This is a genomic window from Herminiimonas sp. NPDC097707, from assembly GCF_044761395.1.
Lineage (GTDB): Bacteria > Pseudomonadota > Gammaproteobacteria > Burkholderiales > Burkholderiaceae_D > Oxalicibacterium.
Window position 1 is genome coordinate 646327 of sequence record NZ_JBIWCI010000001.1, and the last position, 24565, is coordinate 670891.

21 protein-coding genes are annotated in these 24565 nt (G+C 53.0%); 17 read left to right on the plus strand and 4 right to left on the minus strand.

All coding sequences use genetic code 11. The features are described from left to right. The first annotated feature begins 223 nt into the window (after positions 1–223). The 7 genes from ACIQW9_RS03065 (at position 224) to ACIQW9_RS03095 (ending at position 7870) form a co-directional block, all read left to right on the plus strand. Positions 224–1963 (plus strand): acetolactate synthase 3 catalytic subunit, encoded by a 1740-nt coding sequence (locus ACIQW9_RS03065; RefSeq protein ID WP_402332794.1) that lies wholly within the window; start codon positions 224–226, stop codon positions 1961–1963. Further along, positions 1963–2454, plus strand: a complete 492-nt coding sequence (gene ilvN, locus ACIQW9_RS03070) for an acetolactate synthase small subunit (RefSeq protein WP_011870749.1) — start codon at positions 1963–1965, stop codon at positions 2452–2454. Before ACIQW9_RS03065 ends, ilvN begins: the two co-directional genes overlap by 1 nt. A gap of 43 nt (positions 2455–2497) precedes the next feature. Beyond that, the gene (ilvC, locus tag ACIQW9_RS03075; RefSeq protein WP_402332798.1) at positions 2498–3514 is read left to right on the plus strand and encodes a ketol-acid reductoisomerase; all 1017 of its coding nucleotides are present in this window, start codon (positions 2498–2500) and stop codon (positions 3512–3514) included. A gap of 344 nt (positions 3515–3858) precedes the next feature. Continuing rightward, positions 3859–4617, plus strand: a complete 759-nt coding sequence (locus ACIQW9_RS03080; RefSeq protein WP_402332800.1) for an SIMPL domain-containing protein — start codon at positions 3859–3861, stop codon at positions 4615–4617. A gap of 276 nt (positions 4618–4893) precedes the next feature. Next, the gene (pssA, locus tag ACIQW9_RS03085; protein WP_402332803.1) at positions 4894–5772 is read left to right on the plus strand and encodes a CDP-diacylglycerol--serine O-phosphatidyltransferase; all 879 of its coding nucleotides are present in this window, start codon (positions 4894–4896) and stop codon (positions 5770–5772) included. Positions 5773–5844: 72 nt separating this feature from the next. After that, the gene (locus tag ACIQW9_RS03090; RefSeq protein ID WP_402332806.1) at positions 5845–7392 is read left to right on the plus strand and encodes a 2-isopropylmalate synthase; all 1548 of its coding nucleotides are present in this window, start codon (positions 5845–5847) and stop codon (positions 7390–7392) included. A gap of 247 nt (positions 7393–7639) precedes the next feature. Then, complete coding sequence (locus ACIQW9_RS03095) at positions 7640–7870, plus strand: hypothetical protein (RefSeq protein ID WP_402332808.1); 231 nt, start codon at positions 7640–7642, stop codon at positions 7868–7870. Between the two features lie 13 nt (positions 7871–7883). On the opposite strand, the gene ACIQW9_RS03100 is transcribed toward ACIQW9_RS03095, so the two are convergent. After that, positions 7884–10034, minus strand: a complete 2151-nt coding sequence (locus ACIQW9_RS03100) for a putative bifunctional diguanylate cyclase/phosphodiesterase (protein ID WP_402332810.1) — start codon at positions 10032–10034, stop codon at positions 7884–7886. Between the two features lie 595 nt (positions 10035–10629). On the opposite strand from ACIQW9_RS03100, the gene ACIQW9_RS03105 reads away from it, so the two are divergent. Both ACIQW9_RS03105 and ACIQW9_RS03110 read left to right on the plus strand, forming a co-directional pair. Beyond that, positions 10630–11079 carry a PA2169 family four-helix-bundle protein gene (locus ACIQW9_RS03105; protein WP_402337838.1) on the plus strand — a complete coding sequence of 150 codons (450 nt, stop codon included), beginning with the start codon at positions 10630–10632 and terminating at the stop codon, positions 11077–11079. Between the two features lie 88 nt (positions 11080–11167). Beyond that, entirely contained in the window at positions 11168–11455 is a 288-nt protein-coding gene (locus ACIQW9_RS03110) for a DUF883 domain-containing protein (RefSeq protein WP_402332813.1), read from the plus strand. Positions 11456–11531: 76 nt separating this feature from the next. On the opposite strand, the gene ACIQW9_RS03115 is transcribed toward ACIQW9_RS03110, so the two are convergent. Beyond that, the gene (locus ACIQW9_RS03115; protein WP_402332815.1) at positions 11532–14345 is read right to left on the minus strand and encodes an EAL domain-containing protein; all 2814 of its coding nucleotides are present in this window, start codon (positions 14343–14345) and stop codon (positions 11532–11534) included. A 192-nt stretch (positions 14346–14537) separates the two neighbouring features. After that, positions 14538–15344 carry a PP2C family protein-serine/threonine phosphatase gene (locus ACIQW9_RS03120; RefSeq protein ID WP_402332818.1) on the minus strand — a complete coding sequence of 269 codons (807 nt, stop codon included), beginning with the start codon at positions 15342–15344 and terminating at the stop codon, positions 14538–14540. A gap of 289 nt (positions 15345–15633) precedes the next feature. On the opposite strand from ACIQW9_RS03120, the gene ACIQW9_RS03125 reads away from it, so the two are divergent. The 7 genes from ACIQW9_RS03125 to rlmD all read left to right on the plus strand — a co-directional run bounded on the left by ACIQW9_RS03125 (position 15634) and on the right by rlmD (position 23137). Further along, positions 15634–15834 (plus strand): YdcH family protein, encoded by a 201-nt coding sequence (locus tag ACIQW9_RS03125; RefSeq protein ID WP_353153791.1) that lies wholly within the window; start codon positions 15634–15636, stop codon positions 15832–15834. Between the two features lie 87 nt (positions 15835–15921). Next, positions 15922–17928: an ATP-dependent DNA helicase gene (locus ACIQW9_RS03130; protein ID WP_402332821.1), complete on the plus strand. Its 2007-nt coding sequence runs from the start codon at positions 15922–15924 to the stop codon at positions 17926–17928. A gap of 89 nt (positions 17929–18017) precedes the next feature. Beyond that, the gene (gene surE / locus ACIQW9_RS03135) at positions 18018–18755 is read left to right on the plus strand and encodes a 5'/3'-nucleotidase SurE (RefSeq protein ID WP_402332824.1); all 738 of its coding nucleotides are present in this window, start codon (positions 18018–18020) and stop codon (positions 18753–18755) included. Further along, positions 18752–19621 carry a protein-L-isoaspartate(D-aspartate) O-methyltransferase gene (locus tag ACIQW9_RS03140; RefSeq protein ID WP_402332827.1) on the plus strand — a complete coding sequence of 290 codons (870 nt, stop codon included), beginning with the start codon at positions 18752–18754 and terminating at the stop codon, positions 19619–19621. The genes surE and ACIQW9_RS03140 overlap by 4 nt, the downstream gene beginning before the upstream one ends. Positions 19622–19665: 44 nt before the next feature. Then, entirely contained in the window at positions 19666–20583 is a 918-nt protein-coding gene (locus ACIQW9_RS03145) for a peptidoglycan DD-metalloendopeptidase family protein (RefSeq protein WP_402332830.1), read from the plus strand. Next, positions 20583–21620, plus strand: coding sequence for an RNA polymerase sigma factor RpoS (gene rpoS / locus ACIQW9_RS03150; RefSeq protein WP_402332833.1), 1038 nt, complete (start codon positions 20583–20585; stop codon positions 21618–21620). The genes ACIQW9_RS03145 and rpoS overlap by 1 nt, the downstream gene beginning before the upstream one ends. Positions 21621–21751: 131 nt before the next feature. Next, positions 21752–23137 (plus strand): 23S rRNA (uracil(1939)-C(5))-methyltransferase RlmD, encoded by a 1386-nt coding sequence (rlmD, locus tag ACIQW9_RS03155; RefSeq protein ID WP_402332836.1) that lies wholly within the window; start codon positions 21752–21754, stop codon positions 23135–23137. 73 nt (positions 23138–23210) lie between these two features. Here rlmD and ACIQW9_RS03160 read toward each other — a convergent pair whose 3' ends face one another. Further along, a complete protein-coding gene (locus ACIQW9_RS03160) occupies positions 23211–23900 on the minus strand; it encodes a Bax inhibitor-1/YccA family protein (protein ID WP_402332839.1) in 690 nt (229 codons plus the stop codon). A gap of 207 nt (positions 23901–24107) precedes the next feature. Between ACIQW9_RS03160 and ndk the strand changes: the two genes are divergently transcribed. Next, the gene (gene ndk / locus ACIQW9_RS03165; protein WP_353153763.1) at positions 24108–24533 is read left to right on the plus strand and encodes a nucleoside-diphosphate kinase; all 426 of its coding nucleotides are present in this window, start codon (positions 24108–24110) and stop codon (positions 24531–24533) included. Positions 24534–24565: the final 32 nt, after the last annotated feature.

Here is a 24565-nt window from a genome sequence, read left to right on the forward strand (position 1 = left end):
TGTTTGCTCTAACCCGCGCCACAAGCGCGAGAAATTCACAGTATCGCAGCAACAACTCAGGCCGAACGAGTCGCGTTAAGCGTTTGTTTGAAACACATTCACAGATGTGTGACGAATCGACGTGACCGCACAAAAAAGGGACGCCCCAGCACTGCTGCAAGACGTGATTTCGTCAGGAGAGAGCATCCGATCAATTTCCAATGGACCTTGAAAGGACGTTAGCATGACCTCGGAAACAAATAATGCCGTCGGCGAAGAGCTGACCGGTGCAGAAATCGTCGTACGCTGTCTGGCTGAAGAAGGTGTCGAACATGTGTTCGGCTATCCTGGCGGCGCAGTACTGTACATCTACGACGCCATCTACAATCAAGACAAATTCCAGCATATTCTGGTGCGCCACGAACAGGCGGCCGTCCATGCTGCCGATGCCTATTCCCGCAGTTCCAAAAAAGTCGGCGTGTCTATCGTGACCTCCGGCCCCGGCGTGACCAATGCGGTCACCGGCCTGGCAACTGCGTATATGGATTCAATTCCAATGGTGATCATTTCCGGTCAGGTGCCTACACACGGCATCGGTCTGGATGCATTCCAGGAATGCGACACTGTCGGGATTACTCGTCCGTGCGTCAAACACAACTTCCTCGTCAAGGACGTGAGGGATTTGGCGGCGACGATGAAAAAAGCATTTTATATCGCCACGACCGGCCGTCCAGGCCCGGTGCTGGTCGATATTCCTAAAGACGTGTCTATGCACAAATGCATTTTCTCGTATCCGAAGGAAGTCGAGATGCGCTCGTACAAACCGGTCGACAAGGGACATACCGGTCAGATCCGTAAAGCGGTGCAACTGTTGCTGCAAGCCGAGCGTCCGATGATCTATACCGGCGGCGGCGTGATTCTGGCGAATGCGTCGGAAGAATTGACGCAACTGGTCGATAAACTCGGTTTCCCTTGTACCAACACACTGATGGGTCTGGGTTCGTATCGCGCATCCAGCGACAAGTTTGTCGGCATGCCAGGCATGCACGGCACTTACGAAGCCAATATGGCGATGCAGCACTCGGACGTGATGATTGCGATCGGTGCGCGTTTCGATGATCGCGTGATCGGCAATCCGAAACACTTTTCGTCGAATCCACGCAAGATCATTCATATCGATATCGACCCGTCGTCGATTTCGAAACGCGTCAAGGTTGACATTCCTATTGTCGGCAACGTCAAGGAAGTGCTGGTTGAATTGCTGGCGCAACTCGATGCAGCTGAAACCAAACCGAACAGCGTAGCGCTGTCGAGCTGGTGGAAACAAATCAATGAATGGCGCAAGCGCGATTGCCTGAAGTTTGAAAACTCGACGACTGTCATCAAGCCGCAATCGGTGATCCAGAAAGTCTGGGACGTTACCAAGGGCGATGCTTTTGTTACCTCCGACGTTGGTCAGCATCAAATGTGGGCGGCGCAATACTATCCATTCGACAAACCACGTCGCTGGATCAATTCCGGCGGTTTGGGAACGATGGGTGTGGGCTTGCCGTACGCGATGGGCGTGCAGATGGCCAATCCGGGTGCGACCGTCGCCTGTATCACTGGTGAGGCGTCGATCCAGATGTGCATCCAGGAACTCGCGACCTGCAAGCAATATCACCTGACACCGAAGATCATTCTGTTGAACAATCGCTTCCTCGGCATGGTGCGTCAGTGGCAGCAGCTGGAATACGGATCGCGCTATTCCGAATCGTATATGGATTCCCTGCCTGACTTTGATAAATTGGTCGAAGCCTATGGTCACGTGGGCATGACGATTGAAAATCCTGCCGATGTCGATGGCGCCTTGAAAGAAGCGTTTGCAATGAAAGACCGTTTGGTATTCATGAATTTCATTACGGATCAAACCGAAAACGTCTGGCCTATGGTCAAGGCAGGTCAGGGCTTGACTGAAATGCTGCTGGGTTCGGAGGATCTGTGATGCGACATATCATTTCTGTTTTGCTGGAAAATGAAGCAGGTGCCCTGTCACGCGTAGTAGGCTTGTTCTCTGCGCGCGGTTACAACATTGAAACCTTGACCGTGGCACCGACCGAAGACGCAACCTTGTCGCGCATGACGATCGTCACGAGCGGCTCGGATGAGGTGATTGAGCAAATCACCAAGCATTTGAACCGTTTGATCGAAGTGGTCAAAGTGGTCGATTTGACCGAAGGTGCGTTTATCGAACGTGAGCTGATGCTCATCAAGATCCGCGCGGTCGGTAAAGAACGTGAAGAAATGAAACGTACTGCGGATATTTTCCGTGGCCGTATCATCGACGTCACGGACAAGACTTACACGATCGAGTTGACAGGTAATAAAACCAAACTCGACGCGTTTATCGAGTCCATCGATCGCACGGCGATTCTGGAAACTGTCCGTACCGGCAGCTCCGGCATTGGTCGCGGCGAGCGCATACTCAAAGTTTAATGTAGTTCATATATTCACACCAACAACACCATTTAGGAACATCATGAAAGTTTTCTACGATAAAGATTGTGATCTGTCGCTGATCAAAGGTAAAAACGTTGCCATCATCGGTTACGGTTCGCAAGGCCATGCACACGCGCAAAACTTGAACGACTCCGGCTGCAAAGTAACGGTCGGTCTGCGTAAAGGCGGCGCTTCATGGGACAAAGTTAAAAACGCAGGTTTGAATGTTGCTGAAGTCAACGACGCTGTTAAAGCGGCTGACGTCATCATGATCTTGCTGCCTGATGAAAACATCGCTCAGGTTTACAACGAAAACGTTGCTCCGCACGCCAAGCAAGGCGCAGTGCTGGCATTCGCTCACGGCTTCAACGTGCATTACGGTCAAGTCGTGCCACGCGCCGACCTGGACGTGATCATGATCGCGCCTAAGGCACCAGGCCACACCGTACGTGGTACTTACTCGCAAGGTGGCGGCGTGCCTCACCTGATCGCTGTGTACCAGGACAAATCCGGCGTCGCACGCGACATCGCCTTGTCGTACGCAATGGCTAACGGCGGTGGCCGTGCCGGCATCATCGAAACCAACTTCCGCGAAGAAACAGAAACCGATTTGTTCGGTGAACAAGCTGTTCTGTGCGGTGGTGCGGTTGAACTGATCAAAGCTGGTTTCGAAACATTGACCGAAGCTGGTTACGCTCCGGAAATGGCTTACTTCGAATGCCTGCACGAACTGAAATTGATCGTTGATCTGATCTATGAAGGCGGCATCGCCAACATGAACTACTCGATCTCGAACAATGCAGAATACGGCGAATACGTCACCGGCCCACGCATCGTGACCGAAGACACCAAAAACGCAATGCGCCAATGTCTGAAAGACATTCAAACCGGCGAATACGCGAAGAGCTTCATCCTTGAAAACAAGGCTGGCGCACCTACGCTGATCTCCCGTCGTCGTTTGAATTCAGAGCATCAAATCGAACAAGTTGGTGCAAAACTGCGCGCGATGATGCCTTGGATTGCTAAAAACAAGCTGGTAGATCAAACTAAAAACTAAGTTTGCTTTAACTACCTGCGGGCATCAAACGGTATGCGCTTGCAAGCGCATACCGGGCTCGAACGAAAAACCACGCACTCGCGTGGTTTTTTTCGTCCTCACGTGCCTTGGATTGCAAAAACAAGCTGATCGACCAAACCAAGAACTAAGGTTTGCCAAACTAAAGCCGGGCTCGCTCGAAAAGCTGTACTTCGGTGCAGCTTTTTTCGTTTACATTTGCTTGCATAAAAGATGCAATCCTTGTCAGATGGCAAGAACTAAGCTGTTTCCAGCCAGTCACAACAATGCGCAATTTATCCTGCAATAACCCGGGTGTGCTGTACACCTATTTCTGGAGAACCATGATGTCACGATTAAAATCTTCCATTCTTGCTTTGGCTTGCGTTGCTATCAGTGCGACGGTATTTGCACAAACGCCTATCCAGACCAGTGGCGCCTTGTTGATCGTTCCGGCATTTGGCGAAGTCAAGCAGGCCAACGATGAAGCGCGCCTGACCCTGATGATAGAGGAGCAGGACAAGGACAAGGCTGCCGCGGCCTCGCGCGTGAATCAGAAAATGAAGCAGGGGATGGAAATCGTCCGCAAGGAAGATCCGTCAGCAGTCCTGAGTACGCGCGGCTATTACACCTATGCCGTTTATCAGGAAGAGCAGCCGCGCCCGACGAATACTCAAACGAACAAAGTGCGTCAAATTAGCGGCTGGCGCGTTGGCCAGTATTTGGAAGTGAAGACCAATAACCTGGCCAGTCTGCCTAAAACCGTCGCTGCTGCGCAAAGCGTGCTGGCGATGAATGGTCTGCAGTTCGGTCTGAGCGATACGACTGCCAAAAAACTGGATGCGCAACGTATAAACGCAACGTATAAAAATCTGACGGAACGCATCGCAGCGATTGCGCGTGCAATGGGGCGCAATCCGGCCGATGCCGTGCTGGACACGATAGATTTTGAAGGGTCGGGCAATTATGCGCAGGAATCCGCTGCGCCAAAAATGATGCGGGCCGCTGCTATGTCGGCTGATGTTGCACAAGTCGAGGAGCCCAGTTTTGAGCCGGGAGAAACGACGTTGAGCATGCGCGTCGTGGGCAAAGTCAAATTCCGTTGAGCTGTGGCAGCTTGAGGCCGGAATGAAGTTGTATTAACGCGGTATTGAGGTCGGATACAAACGCTCCGTACTTTCAATGCCGTGTTCTTCATCGCATTGCTTTTATTACCGATCGCATCGTATGCACTCAGTGCATGCGATGCGATTTTTGCATTTCGCAGAATACGGGATTTATCTGATGCAGCTGATGTGCGGACTGCCGCAGGCATTGCTCGTCTGATACACTGTCAATTCCTGATTCTCCATCAAAAACCGCTATTTAAAGACAGGATTCGCATGTCAAGTTTCAATCGTCGAAAAGCGAAAAACAATAATTCCACTTTCCCTCGGGTACGCCCTCTGGGCAAGCTAGCGCGTGGCCCGCAAGTGCTGCCGCAAGGCGATGAGAGTGAATCGCTTGCACCCGTGCCCAAAGGACGCAGGCGCGGCATCTATCTGTTACCAAATGCGTTTACTACAGCTGGATTGTTTTGCGGTTTTTACGCCATTGTGATGGCCATGGGGCAAAAATTCGATTATGCAGCCATTGCTATCTTTGCCGCGATGCTGCTGGACGCAATCGATGGCCGTGTGGCGCGCCTGACGAATACACAAAGCGAATTCGGCGCACAATACGATAGCTTGGCAGACATGGTGTCCTTCGGTGCTGCGCCGGGATTGGTGGCCTATATCTGGGCACTGCAGGATTTGGGTAAACTCGGCTGGCTGGCGGCATTTGTGTATTGCGCCGGCGGTGCCTTGCGTCTTGCGCGTTTCAATACCAATATCGGGGTGGTTGATAAACGCTATTTCCAGGGTTTGCCCAGCCCGGCAGCGGCTGCACTGGTAGCCGGTTTTATCTGGCTGATGCAGGATCTCGGCTATGCTGGCAACGATTTGAGCTGGGCGGCGTGGGCCATTACGCTGTATGCGGGATTGACGATGGTGACCAACGTGCCGTTCTACAGTTTCAAGGACATCAACTATCGAAAATCGGTGCCCTTCATCGCCATCTTCGTGATCGTGCTGGCATTTGTGGCGATCGCGGGCGATCCACCGAAAGTGTTATTCAGTCTGTTCGTGCTGTATGGCTTGTCCGGTTATGTGATTTATTTCTGGCGTCTGGCCAAAGGCCGGCCGGTAAGCATCATACAAACCGAGCACGATGAGCATTGATGCAGGAATAATTTGGCGTCTGCCTAACAGGCGCAATTCATTTAAATATGAGCGTGGGCTCAGGAGTGCAATATGGCAGTCGATTCAAACAAACTGATTATTTTCGATACCACTTTGCGCGATGGCGAGCAGTCACCGGGCGCATCGATGACCAAGGATGAAAAAATCCGTATCGCCAGACAGCTTGAGCGTTTGAAGGTCGATATTATCGAAGCTGGTTTTGCCGCTGCCTCGCAAGGCGATTTTGAATCGATATATGCGATCTCCGGCATCATCAAGGATGCGACCGTCTGCTCCCTGTCGCGTGCCAACGATAAAGATATCGCGCGTGCGGCAGAGGCGCTGAAACCGACGGCAAGAAAGCGGATTCACACTTTCCTTGCGACCTCGCCGCTGCATATGGAAAAAAAGCTGCGCATGACGCCGGATCAGGTCTTCGAGCAAGCGAAGAGCGCGGTGCGTTATGCGCGGCAATTTACCGATGATGTCGAGTTCAGCCCGGAAGACGGCAGCCGTTCGGATATGGATTTTCTGTGTCGCGTGATTGAGGCCGTGATCAAGGAAGGTGCAACGACCATCAACTTTGCCGACACGGTCGGTTACGCCGTGCCTGAGTTGTACGGCAACATGCTGCGGACCTTGCGTGAGCGGATTCCGAATTCCGACAAGGCAGTGTGGTCAGTGCATTGCCACAACGATCTTGGCATGGCAGTTGCCAATTCGCTCGCCGGCGTCATGATAGGCGGCGCGCGCCAAGTCGAGTGCACGATCAACGGTTTGGGTGAACGCGCAGGCAATACCGCACTGGAAGAAATCGTGATGGCCGTGCGTACGCGCAAGGACCACTTCAATCTGGAGATTGGCGTCGATGCTACACAGATCGTGTCGACTTCCAAACTGGTTTCGCAGATTACCGGTTTTGCCGTGCAGCCGAACAAATCGGTGGTGGGTGCAAACGCATTTGCACATGCCTCGGGGATACACCAGGATGGCGTGCTGAAGGCGCGCGATACCTATGAAATCATGCGTGCTGAAGACGTGGGCTGGTCTGCCAATAAAATCGTCCTGGGCAAGCTGTCAGGTCGTAATGCCTTCAAGCAGCGTCTTGAGGAATTGGGGATCACGATGGAATCGGCGGCGGATACGGATGCCGCATTCATACGCTTCAAGGAACTGGCCGATCGCAAGTCTGAGATCTTTGATGAAGACATCATGGCTCTGGTATCCGACGAGCAGCATTCGCATGAGCACGAATACTACAATTTCGTTTCCCTGACACAGCAATCGTCCAGCGCAAGCAAGCCTGTTGCCAGTGTCGTCTTTTCGATGGGCGGCAAGGAAGAAACCTGCAAAGGCGAGGGCAATGGTCCAGTCGATGCAATCGTCAATGCCATCGAATCGAAAGTGGCAAGCGGGGCGGAATTGCTGTTGTTTTCAGTTAATGCGATTACTACGGGTACGGAATCTCAAGGCGAAGTCACGATGCGTTTGTCGAAAGCAGGTCGTATCGTCAATGGCGTCGGTGCTGATCTTGATATCGTCGTGGCTTCGGCAAAAGCCTATATCTCTGCGCTGAATAAATTGCATTCGAAGATAGAAAAGCTGAATCCTCAACTTTAAATGACGGGGAAATCCATCGTGCCGGCTGGTACGACGAATGTCCTGGTAATTTCAAAAGGCCTTGCCGAGACGCAAGGCCTTTTTCTTTATTGGCGGTTGTCGCCATCGACAAAAATGCTCTGCTTACGTGCGCAAACGTACAGATCAACTGGAAAGGACAGGAATAGTATCCATTAAATGTCGAGAGTGGGGAGGGCCGGTGATGCGGCGAAAGGGGGACGGCATGGATGCAAGAAAATCGCACTTCATGGGCCTGATTTTGGCGAGCATTGCTATTGTCATTTTTGCAGCCGCGGCCACCATCATGATTGTTATCTGGTCGCCGATGCTGCCCGAAGCGATTGCCGTCGATATGAATCGCGATGACACACACGCGACCTACGATTTTTCACCCTACATCGTTTTACATGAAACCGTATCCTGGCATTACACCGCAGCTGTGAGCGATCTTATCGCGATCGCGTATTGCTCAAGATAAGCACGGATTCCAATTATTGAATTGTCGCTGAGTGACTACCTGAAGGCATGTTTTTGGTCGACAACAATTCGACTTGTGTCGGCACTAACGCTGCAGTACGGATGGCATCCATAAACTGATCCGGCGTCATCGGTCGGCCCATCAGATAACCTTGCATTGCATCGCAACCCAGCACCGTCAAATATGTCTGCTGTTCTTCCGTTTCGACGCCTTCTGCAACGATGTGCAGATTCAGCGAACGTCCCAAGGCGATGATGGCCGCAACGATGGATGAGTCATTGCTGCCTTGTGCCAGGTCGCGTATGAAGCCTCTATCGATTTTCAGTTCGGTGGCAGGCAGACGCTTCAGGTAGAGCAGGCTGGAATAGCCTGTCCCGAAATCGTCGATGGAAATATCGATACCCAGACCGGCAAGCTTGTCGAGTATCCTCAGACTTGCTTCGACGTCGTGCATCGCGGTCGATTCGGTTACTTCCAGGATCAGACCGGACGCGGGAAAATCGTTCCGCGTCAGGGTGGTTTGTACGAGCTCGATCAAATGATCGTTGCTGAATTGAACAGCTGATAAATTGACAGCTACTTTCCAGTGCTGGTTTCCTTCATCATGCCATACCCGCATTTGACGGCAGGCTTCATCCAATACCCATTCGCCTATCGGCACAATCAAGCCGGTCTTTTCTGCCAGCGCAATAAAATCGTCAGGCGCAATCATGCCGCGTGTCGGATGTTGCCAGCGCAGTAGTGCTTCCGCTCCGACAACCATGCCATTCAATGTGTTGAATTTTGGCTGGTAGTGAAGCTGGAACTCCTTGCGTTCCAGCGCCAGCCGCAAATCCTGTATCACCTGCAACTGGTTATGCGCATTGGTGTTCATCGACGTTTCAAAGAAATGGTAACCGTTGCGCCCGGTACTTTTGGTGTGATACATCGCCGCATCTGCGTTGACCAGCAAGTCATGCGGGGTCTGGCCGTCATCCGGATAAATGGTGATGCCGACACTGGCGGACACACCCAGGGTATGGAGATCAATGTTGAATGGTTGATTGATGATGTTGCACAGCTTGTCTGCCACCGAGGCGGCATCTTCCGGTTCTGTCACTTCAATCAGCAAAACGAATTCATCGCCGCCCAGGCGCGCCGCCGTATCCTGCGCCCTGATGCTGCCGCGAATCCGTTGCGCCACTTCAATCAGCAGCATGTCGCCGATATGGTGGCCGAGAGAGTCGTTGATGGCCTTGAAGCCGTCGAGATCGATGAACATCAACGCAAAGCGTGTGTGCGTACGCTCAGCCTTGTGCAAAATTTGATTCAAGCGGTCTTCCAGCAAGGTTCGGTTCGGCAATTTGGTCAGATTGTCTTGCAGAGCCTGCCGGGTTAATTCCTGATTGGCGACAGCCAGCGATTTGGCCAGCAAACTGGTATGCGATTCGAGGCGCGTATCCAGCACCGAGGTGAGCAGTGCGATGGCCAGCACTGAAAGTGTCACGATAATGACGACCAAGGCCAGCCAGCCGGGAGGAATGCCTTCGCTTGCTGCGGTGCAAATGCTGCCGAGAGGGAAGTTCGCTGCGGCCATGCCGGTGTAGTGCATGCCGATGATAGCCACACCCATCACCACTGCAGCCATTGCGCGCGCACGTTTCATGTGCGGTCTATTTTTTCGTAAGGTGAAGGCTATCCACAGTGCAGCGCCCGAAGCTGCGATGGCGATCAGTATGGAGAGCGAGAACAACAGCGGATTGTATTCAATGCCTGGCGTCATGCGCAAAGCGGCCATGCCGGTGTAATGCATGGCGGCGATAGCGATGCCCATCAACAAGGCGCTTACACTCAATTGCAGAACAGGCAAGGTGGGTTGGCTGATACGCCACAGTGCAAAACCGGAGGCCACAACCGCAATTGCCAGCGAGGTGATCGTCAGTGTTAAATCGTAGCCCAGAGCAATCGGCAGGCGAAACGACAGCATGCCGATGAAATGCATGGACCAAATACCGACGCCCATTGCAAATGCGCCACCGGCCAGCCATAAGGCTGCGGCTTTGTGCTGGGTCGCATTGATGCGCTCCGCCATATCCAGCGCGGTATAAGACGCGAGGATGGCAACCAGCAAAGATATGAGGACCAGCAGGGTGTCGTAATGTGCTGCGTAGTACGCTGTTAACATAGTTGAAGCTTCATTCACGCAATATTAAATAAACAAAACGACACGAAAATTGCTGTTTTCATGACAGGCATCGGATACGCCAGGAAAGTATTGCCAGGCGTGCAGGGAGCACACACCACAATCACGACCAGAGCTTATGAGGAGTGCCGGTTGGCAGAGTGACATTTCACCTTGTCAACGCGATGTCTGAAGACGGAGCGACAGGATGACAATGTCGAATGAAAAATGTTCTTCATGATGCTGTATGAGTGGAAACATTGTACCTTGCTCACCGGAAACTCGTCGCGTGCGAAGCAATAATTTACATAAGTTTAGATTTTAAATGCTCAACTGATTGTCATCTTAAAGTAGTAATAAAAATACACACATGATGCCTCTATGTGCGATGTCGAACAGAGGCGCAGGCGCCTTTTATGCATAGTGGATCTTAATCTCGGCACATCAGTTGTCGGCGACTTTCGTGATGGAAATTTGACAGAATCCTTGCGTTTTTTACTGAGATATTCGATGCCGCGGCAGTATCCCAGTCGCGGCGGGCAAGCTTCCATCTCTATTAAACCTGCGCTGGAAACGCGATGTCTTGAAAGGAAATATGATGAAGGAAGACCTGATCGCTACGCTCAATAATCTGATTGAAGTCTGTAAAGACGGTGAGGAAGCGTTTAAAAGCTGCGCTGAAAACATCAGCGATACGCAGCTCAAGCAATCATTTCTGCTCTTTGCGGCCGATTGCGCCAAAGCTGATCAGGAGTTGAGAGCTTTGGTCATTGCCCGTGGCGGAGACCCGGAGACCAAAAGCAGTATCAGCGGTACGCTGCATCGTCGCTGGATAGACATCAAGACTGCCATCATGGGAAAGGGCGATGAAGCAGTGTTGGCGGAATGTGAACGCGGTGAAGACGTCGCTGTCAAAAGCTACAGGCGCGCGCTTGAAAAAGATTTACCGCTGGATGTGAAGGCTGTGGTCGAACGCCAGTATAAGGGTGTGCGCCAAAACCATGACGCCATCAAGAATCTGCGTGATCACGCGCGTACTGCTACATAGCAATAACGTTCGGAGATATGGCGCATGAACAGGCGCCGTGTTTTTGTGTATTTCCATCCGCGAATGACCGATCTCAAGGAGTATCAACATGGCAGAGGCAAAAATAGAGGCTGTTGGCGACGATCTGAAAGCATTGTCACAGGCGCGTGAAGGGCAAGAGGCGCTCATGAAGAAAAACGGCGAGTTGAGTACGAAATATGCGGAGTTTTTTAATTCCGCAATCGCTGCTGCAAAGGAAGTGCCGGCCGTGGCCGTTGCGAAAACCAAGAAAGCGGCAATATCCACCGATGACTATGTGCAGCACAATCCATGGCGGGCGGTGACACTGTCGGCCGGCATCGGTTTGCTGCTTGGATTATTGTTCGCAAAAAAATAGCATACGGGAACGCAGCCCTCGATTTGAAGACTTTCTGATCCTGCTACATGCAATCAATTGCATGTAGCAGGATTTTTTATGGCGCAGGGTTTTTGCTGGCGGGAGGATAAAACGAAATTTTGGGGCTGATGGCGCTGCCTTGCGCATAGCCGATACCGATTTTTTTCAACTTGTCCAAGGTGATTTCATCCTCGACGTTTTGTGCGATGGTTTCAATGCCCATCACACTGCTGATATTCTGTATCGCTTCAATCTTGGCACAATCGACCAGATCATTTGCCATGCCTTTGACATAGCTGCCATCGATTTTCAGGAAGTCCACGTTCAGATGCTTGAGATAGGCAAACGAAGACATGCCGCTGCCAAAATCGTCGAGCGCAATCTGGCAGCCCAGCGGTTTCAGTTTCCCTATGAAGTGCAGTGCGCGCGTCAGGTTCGTGATGGCGGTGGTTTCTGCAATGGCAAAACAGATGGCCTGGTAAGGCAGCGCGTAATGAACGAACTGTTCCTGAATGAAATCGACGAAGCTTTCATCGTCCAGAGAGTTGCTGGAAACCCTGATCAGCATCACGTGCGGATGAGCATCGCGTGCATTGCGAATGGTTGCAGCATGCTGCGCAAAAGTGGTGCGTATGATCCAGCGATCAATGGTCGGCATGAAATGATAACGCTCCGCTGCAGGCAGGAAGGCGGAGGTTGGAATCAATCGACCGGACTCGTCTGCCATGACCAGGGTCAATTCATCAAAAGAAAAACTCTTCTGGTCGGAACGAATGTTGACGATGCCTTGTGCGAGCAGGTGAAAACGATCATTTTCAAATGCTTTCTGAATGCGTTCGTTCCATTTGACTTCCCCTTCGCGTACCGCCAGTTGGTGATCTTCCGGACGATAAATATGCACGCGATTACGCCCCGCATCCTTGGCGACGTAGCATGCGGTGTCGGCAGCACTTAGCAGATCCGGCAGGGACAATGCATTGGTATTGAAGTTGACCAGGCCGATGCTGACGCCGATCGGGAATATTTTGTCTTGCCAGACAAAATGAAAATCGCAAATTGTCTGCCGCAGTTTTTCCGCAATGCGAATTGCCGATTCAGGCGAACAATTTTCGAGAAACGCGCCGAATTCATCGCCACCCAGGCGCGCCAGCGTATCGCTGTCGCGCACCAGGGGTTGCAACAGGGCAGTGATCTGACGCAGCAATTCATCACCGGCACTATGGCCGCAAGTATCGTTGACGATCTTGAATTGATCCAGGTCGAGGTACAACAGCGCATGCTGTTTGGATTGACGCGCCAGCGTATCGATAGCCAGTTCCAGCCGGCGTTCGAATTCGCGGCGATTGAACAGGCCGGTCAGCGGATCGTGTGCCGCCTGATGCGACAGCTGAATCGCCAGTTTGCGCGAATCGCTGACGTCGTGGAACACCAGTACCACGCCGATGATCAGGCCTTCGCGATTGCGTATCGGCGCGGCCGAATCTTCCACGGCATATTCGATGCCGTCGCGACTGAGCAGTACGGTGTCCTTGATCAGCTCTACATTGCTTTGTTGCTGCAGCACCAGTTCGACCGGGTTTAATACCGGTTCGCGTGTGTAACCGTTGAGAATCTTGAATACGCGTGTAGAGGGCAGGCCGACTGCTTCAATATTGCTCCAGCCGGTCAACGTTTCTGCAACCGGATTCATGTACTCGATATTGCCCCGTTTGTCGGTCGTGATCACGGCATCTGCAATCGACTCCAGCGTGACTTGCGCGCGTTCCTTTTCCGCGAACAGAATTGCCTGCGACAACTCGCGGTCGGATTCATGCTGTTGCAGAGATATCACCATGCTGTCGAAGGCACGCGCCAGCTGACTGATTTCTTCTTTGCCATACTTGATGCCGGTACGTGCATCAAGATCTCCGGCCGCGATCTTATTTGCTGTTTTTACCAGCGCCTTGACGCGCCGCAGGATAATCACATCGCCGACAAACCAGGCGGCCAGCAAGGCCAGCAAGGCGATGATGGCCAGGGTGGTCAGTTCCATCATTTGCAGATGGTTGGCGGGAGCAACGATGTCCTTGATCGGAATGCCGATGCTGACTTTGAAGTTGGAAATGTTATTGGTGCCGACCGGTGCGAAAGCGTGCAAGCGTGTGATGCCATCGCTATCGGTCAATTCGGAAGTGCCAAAGCCGACCTTGATCATGACGTCAAACAAGGCTTGCGAGGCGCGTGTTCCTATCCATTTTTCCGGCTCGGGCCGTCTGGCGATGATGGTGCCGTTGCCATCGGCCGTAATGAGTACGGCCCCGTCCGGCAATGCGATATCGCTGACAAAGCGATCGAGGTAACTCAAATCAAGCGCGGCAAAAATGACGGCTTGCACGGCACCGTTATTGTCGAACACGGGATAGCTCAGATTGATTGCGTGTTTGCGTGTGGCGTTGCCAAATACATAGTCGCCGGCGGCAAACGCACGATCCTGTATTGAGCGCTTGAAATGCGAACGGCCAGCCAGATTGACTTTATCGTTCAGCGGCACAGCGCTGCAACTGACGCTGCCGTCCAGTTGAGCCAGACCGAAGTTGACGTAACCTTCGTTTTTTCTCAGGATCCCGGCGAGGAATTGATTGCAGGTTTTTGCGTCGCCGCGCAGTTCCGGTATGGTCGACAGTACACTTAATAATTGTTGCGCACCTTCGATGGAACGTGCTTCGCTGGTGGCAGCCAATTGTGTCAATTGCTGCAGATTGTCTTCCGCCATGTGTATGGCCTGTTGTCTTTCTTTCCATGCACCGTACACGGTCAGAATGACGGGTGGCACAATGGCAAGCAACACCAATACAAGCAAGCGGACGCGCAAGCTGTCGAAATTGAAGTGTGAACGCAACGGTTTTTTCAATGCATGGACTTTTTTAAAGGATCAGTAATTCAATAGAAGAGAAAAGGCATGCGCCGATTGCGCTGCCTGGACCGAGGCGTTGAGTATGTAATCGTCTGCCGGTCTTCCCTTTGTGGATCAGACCGGAACAGAGCGGAAAGAGTTTCCGTAAAAAATCAATCTGCGCAGAAAATCCAGCGTTTGCTGCCGGAGTCAGACGGCTCGCTGCATTTTCTTGACAGTGTAATCCTTGATTTCCTTGGCCGGTTTGACAAGCTTGACGATGGCTAAAGTGCAATTGTCCGCCTTGCTGCCCGTTGCCCGTTCACGTGCCTTGCTGATCAGCATTTCGCATGCCTTGCGGCTGGTATTCATGGCAATGGCCGCTCCCAGTTCCGCTTCGCTGAAATACTGCCAGAGGCCGTCGGTACAGAGCAGAAAGGAATCGCCGGCTTTCAAGCCATCACGCCGGTTGAGGCTCAAGGTGAAATCGTTACTGCTGCTGCCGAGCACGTTGACCAGCAGATTGGCCAGCAAGGGATCTCTTGCTTTTTCTTCATCCAGCTTGTTTTCGGCTTTCAACTGTTCGAGATAGGAGTGATCGGTGGTGCGTTTGCTGCAGTTCGGTCCGTCGAAACAGTACAGCCGTGAATCGCCTGCATGCGCCCAGATTGCAGCATTCTGTGGCGTGATGATCAGAAGAACAACGGTGCTGTGCGGTTTCTTGTCGGAAGACATGGCCGATAATTTGATGACGGTGTCGGCTTCGTGCGCAATGGTGTGCAGAATCTCTTCTACCGTATCGGTCAGTGGTGAAAACCGCTCGAAAATTTGTTGTGCAGTGCTGACAACCTGTTCCGCCGCCAGTGCGCCACCGGACAGGCCGCCCATGCCGTCGGCTATCACTGCCAGCATATAGCCGGGCGCCTTGGGAGCGGCAAATAATGCGACTCTATCCTGTTGTTCTTCGCGATCGCCAATATGTTGGCCGGTTCCTGCTTCTATCTTGTATTGGCTCATACGTCTGGGTGGATTAAACTATGCGGGTGAGTTTGTTGCGTTTGATTATTGCATGCAGGCTCTGCACACAGTCAAATGCATGCTTTTTAAATTGTAAGAATTTTATACAATCAGTTTGAAGCGGTGCGATGCATGGCGCTTCCATGTGAAATCCGTTGTTTTTTGTAGGTATTTTGGCATCAGCGCATGGGTATGCTCCCAGACGTTGAAGCTCAAGGAATGCATCCGCTGTAATGACTCATCGGAAGCACCCATCGAACGCAGCATTGCCAAGAATGACAATATGACCATGAGTTCTCCGCAAGCCATTCATCAACGCATTGTTGAACTTGAAGTCGAGCACCGTGATCTGGATCAGGTAATTGAAACCCTGATCCGTGACGGACGGCATGAAGAGTTACAATTGCGTCGTTTAAAAAAGCGCAAACTGCAGTTGAAAGACAATATCACCCTGCTCAAAATGCAACTGGTGCCGGATATTCCGGCCTGATGGCGCATTGGTGATGATTGATCTGCTGTGCGTCTGCCTTGCCGGCAGCGAATCCTAGATTTTTAACGTATTTCCAAAGCACTTACCTTGACCGCCGAATCTTCTGCATTGCCTGTAGTCGCCACACACGATGCCGAAATCGATCAGTTGTTTGGTGTTGATAGCCCGCTCGGTCATGCGGTCGGCGGTTTCCGCCCGCGTCAGTCGCAAACCGAAATGGCCAAGGCGATTGCCCATGCGATTGTCAACCAAAGCACGCTGATCGCGGAAGCCGGCACCGGTACCGGAAAAACCTTCGCCTATCTGGTGCCGTCGCTGCTGTGGGGCGGCAAGGTCATCATCTCGACCGGTACCAAGAACCTGCAGGATCAGCTTTTTCTGCGCGATATCCCGACGGTGCGCAAAGCGCTGGGCGCGCCGGTTTCGGTCGCCTTGCTCAAGGGGCGGGCCAATTACGTTTGTCATTTTCATCTGGAGCGTACCTTGCAGAATGGCCGGCTGACCTCGCGTGACGATGTCGGTTATCTGCGTGAAATTTCCCGCTTCATGAAAACCACGAGTTCGGGCGACAAGGCTGAACTGTCGAAAGTCCCGGAAACCGCGCTGGTGTGGAATCTGGTGACATCCACGCGCGACACCTGCATGGGCGCCGAGTGCCAGTATTACCAGGATTGCTTTGTGATGAAGGCGCGCAAGGAAGCGCAGCAGGCCGACGTGGTGGTGGTCAATCATCATCTGTTCTTTGCCGACGTGGCGCTGAAAGATACCGGCGTGGCCGAATTGCTGCCATCTGCGAACACGATTATTTTCGATGAGGCGCACCAGTTGCCGGAAACGGCGACCCTGTTTTTCGGCGATACGATTTCAACTGCCAATGTATTGGAGCTGTGCCGCGACGTATTGGCAGAAGGCTTGTCGCATGCGCGCGATGGCGCTGATTGGGCGGGTGTCGTGAGCAAGGTCGAACGTGCTGCGCGCGATTTGCGTCTGACTTTCCCGCAAGATATCGTGCGTCTCGCGGTCAATCAGATCGCACCGTCCAGCCCGTTTTTCCCTGCACTGGAAACACTGAAGGAAGAACTGGACGGCATGATTTCGATTCTGCAAAAGCAGGCAGAGCGAGCCGAGACGATAGAGCAGTGCCGGGTACGCGGAATTGAAATCGCGACCAGACTGGATGCGTGGAACAAGCCCAAGGGCGAAGTGATCATCGGACAGGAAAGCGTGTTGTGGGTAGAAGCGTTTTCATCGTCGCTGCAACTGCACCAGACGCCGCTGTCGATTGCACCTATTTTCAACAAGCAGCGTGAGGGCGTACCGCGCACATGGATATTTACTTCCGCCACGCTGGCGGTGAAAAACGATTTTAATCACTACAGCGCGCAAATGGGCTTGTGGGACGAACCGGCGCATTCCTGGCCTAGTCCTTTCGATTACGATAGCCAGGGTTTGCTGTATGTGCCTACCGGCCTGCCGCAGCCGAATTCGCCTGACTATACCGATGCCGTCATCGATGCGGCGCTGCCGGTGATAGAAGCAGCGGGCGGCGGCGCATTTTTTCTGTGCACGACGATACGCGCAGTCAATCACACAGCCGAACGTTTGCGGGAAGAATTCGAGCGCCGCAAACTGCCATTTCCACTGATGGTACAGGGCGAAGCCGGGCGCACGGAATTACTGGATCGTTTTCGTGCAGCCGGCAATGCAGTATTAATCGGCAGCCAGAGTTTCTGGGAAGGCGTTGATGTGCGCGGCGATGCGCTGTCGGTGGTCATCATCGATAAACTGCCGTTTTCTCCGCCTGACGATCCGGTGCTGGCGGCGCGCATCGAAGCGCTGGAACGCAAGGGCATGAACGGTTTCATGCATCATCAGTTGCCGGCCGCCATCATCAATCTGAAGCAGGGCGCCGGCCGCCTGATTCGGGATGAAACGGATCGCGGCATACTGATGATTTGTGATCCGCGCCTGATAGCCAAACCCTACGGCAAGCGAATCTGGCAAAGTCTGCCGCCATTCAAGCGCACGCGTGAACTGGATGTGGTGCGTACATTTCTTGCATCGATGGATGTCGCGCTGGATGCAACGGAATAAACTGGTGCATGGCGCGGCACGTTTTCCGGTGTTTGAGCGGGCATGAAAGCTAGTTCGGAAAGCCATATTGCTTCAGGTAAAATTCACCCATGAAAATTCTTATCAGTAACGATGACGGTTATCTTGCGCCGGGACTCATAGCATTGGCTGATGCGCTGGCGCCGATTGCCGATATCGTCGTCGTGGCGCCCGACAGCAACCGTTCCGGCAGTTCCAATTCACTGACGCTGGACCGGCCCTTGTCGGTCTACCAGGCATCCAACGGTTTCTATTTTATTAACGGCACGCCGTCCGACTGCGTCCATATTGCGCTGACCGGCATCATGAGTTCCCGGCCCGACCTGATCGTTTCCGGTATCAATCAGGGGCAAAACATGGGCGATGACACGCTCTATTCCGGTACGGTGGCGGCGGCAACCGAAGGGCATTTATTCGGGATACCGGCAATTGCGTTTTCACAGCTGGACAAGGGATGGGCCGAGCTCAAGTCGGCGGCACGGGTAGCGCGCGATCTTGTCGAGCGCCGTTTCGATACCTTGTCCGAGAATTTCCTGCTCAACGTCAATATTCCCAATTTGCCGTATGAACAATTGAAACCCGCGGTCGCCACGCGTCTGGGCCGGCGCCATCAGTCCGAAGCCGTGATCAAGGCGCAGGATCCGCATGGCCGCGATATCTACTGGATAGGCCCTTGCGGTGGACAAAAGGATGCCGGCGAGGGTACCGATTTTCATGCCACGGCTCTGGGTCATGTATCGATCACGCCTTTGCAGATCGATCTGACGCAAAATGCGCAACTGGCAGCCTTGAAGAAAGTTTTGGCATGACGGACAAGGCCAAGCGTTTTCCACTGTCGCTTTCCTCCCTGTCGGAAAAGGCGCCGCGCAACGGTGCGCGCAGCGAGCCTCAGCGCGTTGCGGGAAAGACCGCTACGCCGCAGACGGCAACGCTGAATGCCTCCCGGCACGGCAAAATTCAGGCGCCGATAGCGCGGCAGCAGGAAGTGCCGCACAAGGTCGCCGCATCAACTGCACCGCGCACCACATCGTTGGTGTCAGATGCAATACGCAAGGCCATGACGGCGCGCGTGGCCAAACAAGGGGTGACAGACAGCAAGGTGCTGGCGGCGATGGAAGCGGTGCCGCGTCATTTGTTCATGGAGCCGGCCTTGGCCAGCCAGGCGTATATCGATGCTTCGTTGCCAATTGGCTATCACCAGACAATCTCGCAGCCGTATATCGTTGCAAGAATGATTGAAGTCATGCGGAACAATAACAATGCCGGCGTACTCAATTGTGTTCTGGAAATCGGCACGGGCTGCGGTTATCAGGCGGCGGTGCTGTCGCTGGTGGCCAAGGAAGTCTATTCCATCGAGCGCATCAAGGGTTTGCACGAACTGGCGAAATCCAACTTGCGGCCCATGCGTGTGGCAAATATCCGCTTGCATTACGGAGATGGTATGCTTGGCCTGCCTCAGGCAGCGCCGTTTGACGGCATTATTTTGGCCGCCGCCGGACTGGAAGTGCCGCAGGCCTTGCTGGAGCAACTGACAATAGGCGGCCGACTGGTTGCCCCGGTTGGCGACCGTCATCAGGTTCTGCAATTGATAGAGCGCGTCAGCAAATTTGAATGGAAAAGTTCGACACTGGAGGATTGCCATTTTGTGCCGCTCCGTCCGGGTACCGTAACTTGAATGTAACGAACAAACACCGCTGTAGATAATTGAACGTAAAGAGAATGAAAAAATTTAGAATCACATTGCTGGTATTGCTGGTCGGCTCGCTTGTCGCCTGCGGCACCACGCATCGCGCCGCACCTGTCACCGAACGAACGATAGGCGGTGCTGGCACTGCAAAAAATACTGCAGACGACCGGAATTTTTATACCGTCAAAAAAGGCGATACCTTGTATCGTATCGCGCTGGATTTCGGGCAAAGTTATAGTGAGCTCGTAACCTGGAACAAGCTGGCCAATCCAAACGACATCAAGGTCGATCAGGTGCTGCGCGTTGCACCGCCCGACGCTGCCGTTGCACGTAGCAGCAGCGGTGCGCAAACCGGTGCGGTGGCGACCGGCTCTGGCGCCGAGGCACGCTCCCTTTCTGCACCACCGGCCGGTAGCACGGCTGGTAATAAAACCAGTCCGCGCGGCGAAAAACGTCCTTATTCCGATAGCACGCTGGCAGAAATGCAGAAATCGGAAGGCGCAGCAGCAAGTGCACCGCCAAAGACAGTTGCACCGAACGACAAACCGGCGGAGACTTCTGCTGCCGCCGCTGCCACGGAAGATGAAACCGTATCGTGGATGTGGCCAGCCGAGGGTAAGCTCGTTGCCACCTTTGACGATAACAAGAAAGGCATCGATATCGCCGGCAAGTCGGGACAGCAGGTACTGGCGGCCGGTGCGGGCAAGGTGATGTATGCAGGTAGCGGGATTCGCGGTTACGGCAATCTGGTTATCGTCAAGCATACGAGCACGCTGCTATCTGCCTATGCGCATAACAAGACCATTCATGTGAAAGAGGGCCAGAGCGTCAGCAAAGGGCAGAAAATTGCAGATATGGGTGATTCCGATGCCGATAGCGTGAAGCTGCATTTTGAAATTCGCCAGCAAGGTAAGCCGGTCGATCCATCCAAATTTTTACCTAGCCGCTAATGAGCCACAATCGAAACGCCCAGGTGGACGATGAAGAAAGCGCAGGAGTTGCGCCTGGTGAGCTATCGTTTCAGCCTGTTGATGATGAAGAAAAAACGGATGATGCCGATCAGGAGAGCGATGAGATCGAATCGCATGAGCCGGCAGAGGTGCCTGAAGTTGCCGGTATTGATGAACTGAAAAAGGTTCTCTCCAGCGAACTTTCCACTGACGCAACCCAGCATTACCTGAACCAGATTGGCGCTCGCCCCTTGTTGACGGTGGCGGAAGAGGTACACTTTGCCACGCTGGCCAAGCAGGGAAATTTTGCTGCGCGTCAGAAAATGATCGAACACAATCTGCGCCTGGTGGTGTCGATTGCCAAGCACTACATCAATCGCGGCGTCGTTCTGCTCGATCTGATCGAAGAAGGCAATCTGGGTTTGATGCGCGCGATCGATAAATTCGAGCCGGAACGCGGATTTCGCTTTTCAACCTACGCCACCTGGTGGATACGTCAAAGCATAGAGCGCGCGATCATGAATCAGGCGCGTACGGTACGCCTGCCGGTACATGTAGTGCGTGAACTGAACCAGACCCTGCGTGCCAAGTTTCATCTTGAGGCGCAACATCACGACGGCAAGGATGCGACGGCGGAAGATATTGCCCATCTGGTTGAGCGCAGTGTCGAGGATGTGCAGGACATTCTTGCTCTGTCCGAGCATGCCAGTTCACTGGATGCACCGCTGGATGGCGATCCGCAATCCAGTCTGATGGATCTGCTGCAGGGCGACCATGCGAGCGATCCCGATGTGCTGGCCGAGCATCAGGAAATGATCGTGCTGGTGCGTGACTGGCTGGACAAACTGTCGGACAAGCAGCGTCTGGTCATCACGCGTCGCTTCGGTCTGGATAACGACGACCCGGCCACGCTGGAAGAGCTGGCGACAGAAATGCATGTCACGCGCGAACGGGTACGGCAAATCCAGCAGGAAGCGCTAGTCAAGCTGAAACGTTCGCTGGCCAGGACAGGTGTGAACAAAGACTCTTTGCTATAGCCGAGCTGAGACAGGGGCGGCACATGCTGTGTGCCGTGCATGTACGCAGTTTGCTATCATCCGGTTCTTTTGATTTTCGCCTTCTTCTTTAACGCCAGCCGTTCCCGGCCGGCTCACCTGATTCAACTCCTATGCAGCAAACAATTATCGATATCGAATCCCTCGACATGGAAGCGCGAGGCGTAGGCCATCTGCAGAATGAAGATGGCACTCAGGGCAAAGTTGTTTTCGTCGAAGGCGCCTTGCCCAAAGAACGCGTCGTCTATTCATCCTATCGCAAGAAAGCGAACTGGGAAGCGGCGAAAATGATGGTCCTGCTCAAGGAATCGTCGTTGCGCGTCAAGCCGAAATGCGCGTATTTCGGCATTTGCGGTGGTTGTTCGATGCAGCATCTGGAGCCGACGGCACAGGTTGCCATGAAGCAGCGCATCCTCGAAGATAATCTGAAACACATCGGCAAGGTCAAGGCGGAAACCATGTTGCGTCCGATACATGGGCCAACCTGGGGATATCGTTACCGCGCCCGTATTTCAGTGCGTAATGTGCCGAAAAAAGGCGGGGTGCTGGTCGGCTTCCATGAAAGGAAATCGTCCTTCATTACCGATATGAAAACCTGCGAAATACTGCCGGCAAACGTATCGGCGATGCTGGTGCCTTTGCGTCACCTGGTCGGATCGTTGTCCATCATCGATCATCTGCCGCAAATCGAATTGGCCATTGGCCAGGGCGAACAAGACAAAATTACCGCGATGGTGCTGCGCATCATGGCACCCTTATCGGCCGAAGATGAAGTCAAGCTCAAGGCATTTGCCGATGAATACAAGGTGCAATGGTGGTTGCAACCGGCTGGGCCGGATAGTGCCTATCAGTTCTATCCGGAGGATGAGAATCTGCATTATTCCCTGCCTGAATTCGGCATAAAAATGCCGTTCAAGCCGACTGATTTTACGCAGGTGAATCATCAAATCAACAGAGTGCTGGTGGCGCGCGCCTTGCGCCTGCTGGATGCGCAAGCGACGGATCGGATCGCCGATCTGTTTTGCGGTTTGGGTAATTTCACGCTGCCGATTGCAACGCAGGCGAGCGAGGTTGTCGGCATCGAGGGCAGCACCACGCTGACCGAGCGTGCATTGGAAAATGCCGTGGCCAATGGGCTGGCCGGCAAAACAGCCTTCTATTCACGTAATCTGTTTGAAGCGAAAACGGATGATTTCATCGCGTTGGGAAAATTCGATCGCATGTTGATCGATCCGCCGCGCGATGGTGCGCTGGCAGTATGCGAAGCTCTGGCCGGGCTGAATGCCGTGCGACCGGATTTGCTGCCGAGTCGTATCGTCTATGTTTCATGCAACCCATCGACGTTGGCACGCGATGCAGCGGTACTGGTGAATGAGGGGCCGTATGTACTGAAAAATGCAGGTGTAGTGAATATGTTCCCGCATACTTCGCATGTGGAATCGATGGCAGTTTTCGAATTGAAGGAAGCTGCCGGTCAGGCGGCCGACGCAAAGATTTGATCAGACATTTTCCATAACGCTCACGCATAAAAAAAGCCGACTCGCAAGTCGGCTTTTTTGTGTGCGTCAGCTATCAGTCGCGTTCGCCACCGAAAATCCCCAGCAGGGAGAGCAGGTTGGCAAAAATGTTATACACGCTCAGGTAGATTCCCAGAGTTGCCGTGACGTAATTGGTTTCGCCGCCATTGATGATGCGCTGTACGTCGTACAGGATGAAGGCCGAGAATATGCCGATGGCGACGACCGAGATCGTCAGTTGCAACGCCGGCAGTTGCAACCAGATATTGGCGACGGCTGCCAGTATGATCACCAGTACGCCCATGAACAGCCATTTGCCCAAGCCTGAAAAATCGCGCTTGGAAACGGTTGCAACCGTGGCCATTACGCCCAGAATGGCTGCTGTACCGCCAAAAGCCGTCATGATCAGCGTGGTGCCGTTTGCAAAGCCGAGTATGTGGCCGATCAGGCGCGACAGCATCAAGCCCATGAAAAAGGTGAATCCGAGTAAAAGCGCTACACCCAGACCCGAGTTCTTGAATTTTTCAATGGCATAGAAAAAGCCGAAGGCGATAGCCAGAAAGACCATCATGCCCATGAAAGGACTGGCGGCGAAGAATGCAAATTTGAACTGCACGCCCAGCCAGGCACCCAGCACGGTGGGTATCATCGATAAGGCAAGTAGCCAGTACGTATTGCGCAGCACACGATGTCTGGTTGACGTAATGTCATAGGTGGACCCGTAGGTTTGCTGTAGATTGCTCATGTTTCCTCCAGTTAATATCAAGCTCGCATTGTTGCCAAGCAGCTTCTTGACATGTCCATAGTATAAACGCTTCTGTTCTTAACGCTATCCTCACATAAAAACCAGTGTTTCTGCTCGAAGTGCAAGGTACTTTCATGCTAGAATTAAAGGTTAGTTGAAATATCATATTTTTGTCTTAACCCTTTCATTTTATTGGAGTTTTTTCAGATGGCAATCGAACGCACCCTGTCGATTATTAAACCCGACGCAGTCGCTAAAAACGTAATCGGTCAGATTTATTCCCGTTTCGAAGGCGCTGGCCTGAAAATCATCGCTGCTCGCATGGCGCAATTGTCGCGTGCTGACGCAGAAGGTTTCTATGCTGTTCACAGCGCACGTCCTTTCTTCAAGGATTTGGTCGATTTCATGATTTCCGGTCCTGTGATGATTCAGGTTCTGGAAGGCGAAAACGCAATCGCCAAGCACCGCGACCTGATGGGCGCAACCGATCCGAAGAAAGCTGAAAAAGGCACGATCCGCGCCGATTTCGCCGACTCGATCGACGCTAATGCCGTACACGGTTCCGATGCAGAAGAAACAGCGAAAGTTGAAATCGCTTACTACTTCCCTGCATTGAATGTGTATTCGCGTTAATTTGGAATTGCCGTTCTGCGCAGGTTTTCATC

Excerpts from the sequence above, each read along its gene's own strand:
- ACIQW9_RS03140 (WP_402332827.1), top strand. The coding sequence starts at position 18,752 with ATGACGGACAAGGCCAAGCGTTTTCCACTGTCGCTTTCCTCCCTGTCG.
- ilvN (WP_011870749.1), top strand. The coding sequence starts at position 1,963 with ATGCGACATATCATTTCTGTTTTGCTGGAAAATGAAGCAGGTGCCCTG.
- rpoS (WP_402332833.1), top strand. The coding sequence starts at position 20,583 with ATGAGCCACAATCGAAACGCCCAGGTGGACGATGAAGAAAGCGCAGGA.
- pssA (WP_402332803.1), top strand. The coding sequence starts at position 4,894 with ATGTCAAGTTTCAATCGTCGAAAAGCGAAAAACAATAATTCCACTTTC.
- ACIQW9_RS03100 (WP_402332810.1), bottom strand. The coding sequence starts at position 10,034 with ATGTTAACAGCGTACTACGCAGCACATTACGACACCCTGCTGGTCCTC.
- surE (WP_402332824.1), top strand. The coding sequence starts at position 18,018 with ATGAAAATTCTTATCAGTAACGATGACGGTTATCTTGCGCCGGGACTC.
- ACIQW9_RS03110 (WP_402332813.1), top strand. The coding sequence starts at position 11,168 with ATGGCAGAGGCAAAAATAGAGGCTGTTGGCGACGATCTGAAAGCATTG.
- ilvC (WP_402332798.1), top strand. The coding sequence starts at position 2,498 with ATGAAAGTTTTCTACGATAAAGATTGTGATCTGTCGCTGATCAAAGGT.
- ACIQW9_RS03065 (WP_402332794.1), top strand. The coding sequence starts at position 224 with ATGACCTCGGAAACAAATAATGCCGTCGGCGAAGAGCTGACCGGTGCA.
- ndk (WP_353153763.1), top strand. The coding sequence starts at position 24,108 with ATGGCAATCGAACGCACCCTGTCGATTATTAAACCCGACGCAGTCGCT.
- ACIQW9_RS03160 (WP_402332839.1), bottom strand. The coding sequence starts at position 23,900 with ATGAGCAATCTACAGCAAACCTACGGGTCCACCTATGACATTACGTCA.
- ACIQW9_RS03105 (WP_402337838.1), top strand. The coding sequence starts at position 10,630 with ATGAAGGAAGACCTGATCGCTACGCTCAATAATCTGATTGAAGTCTGT.
- ACIQW9_RS03125 (WP_353153791.1), top strand. The coding sequence starts at position 15,634 with ATGAGTTCTCCGCAAGCCATTCATCAACGCATTGTTGAACTTGAAGTC.
- ACIQW9_RS03090 (WP_402332806.1), top strand. The coding sequence starts at position 5,845 with ATGGCAGTCGATTCAAACAAACTGATTATTTTCGATACCACTTTGCGC.
- ACIQW9_RS03120 (WP_402332818.1), bottom strand. The coding sequence starts at position 15,344 with ATGAGCCAATACAAGATAGAAGCAGGAACCGGCCAACATATTGGCGAT.
- ACIQW9_RS03145 (WP_402332830.1), top strand. The coding sequence starts at position 19,666 with ATGAAAAAATTTAGAATCACATTGCTGGTATTGCTGGTCGGCTCGCTT.
- ACIQW9_RS03095 (WP_402332808.1), top strand. The coding sequence starts at position 7,640 with ATGGGCCTGATTTTGGCGAGCATTGCTATTGTCATTTTTGCAGCCGCG.
- rlmD (WP_402332836.1), top strand. The coding sequence starts at position 21,752 with ATGCAGCAAACAATTATCGATATCGAATCCCTCGACATGGAAGCGCGA.
- ACIQW9_RS03080 (WP_402332800.1), top strand. The coding sequence starts at position 3,859 with ATGTCACGATTAAAATCTTCCATTCTTGCTTTGGCTTGCGTTGCTATC.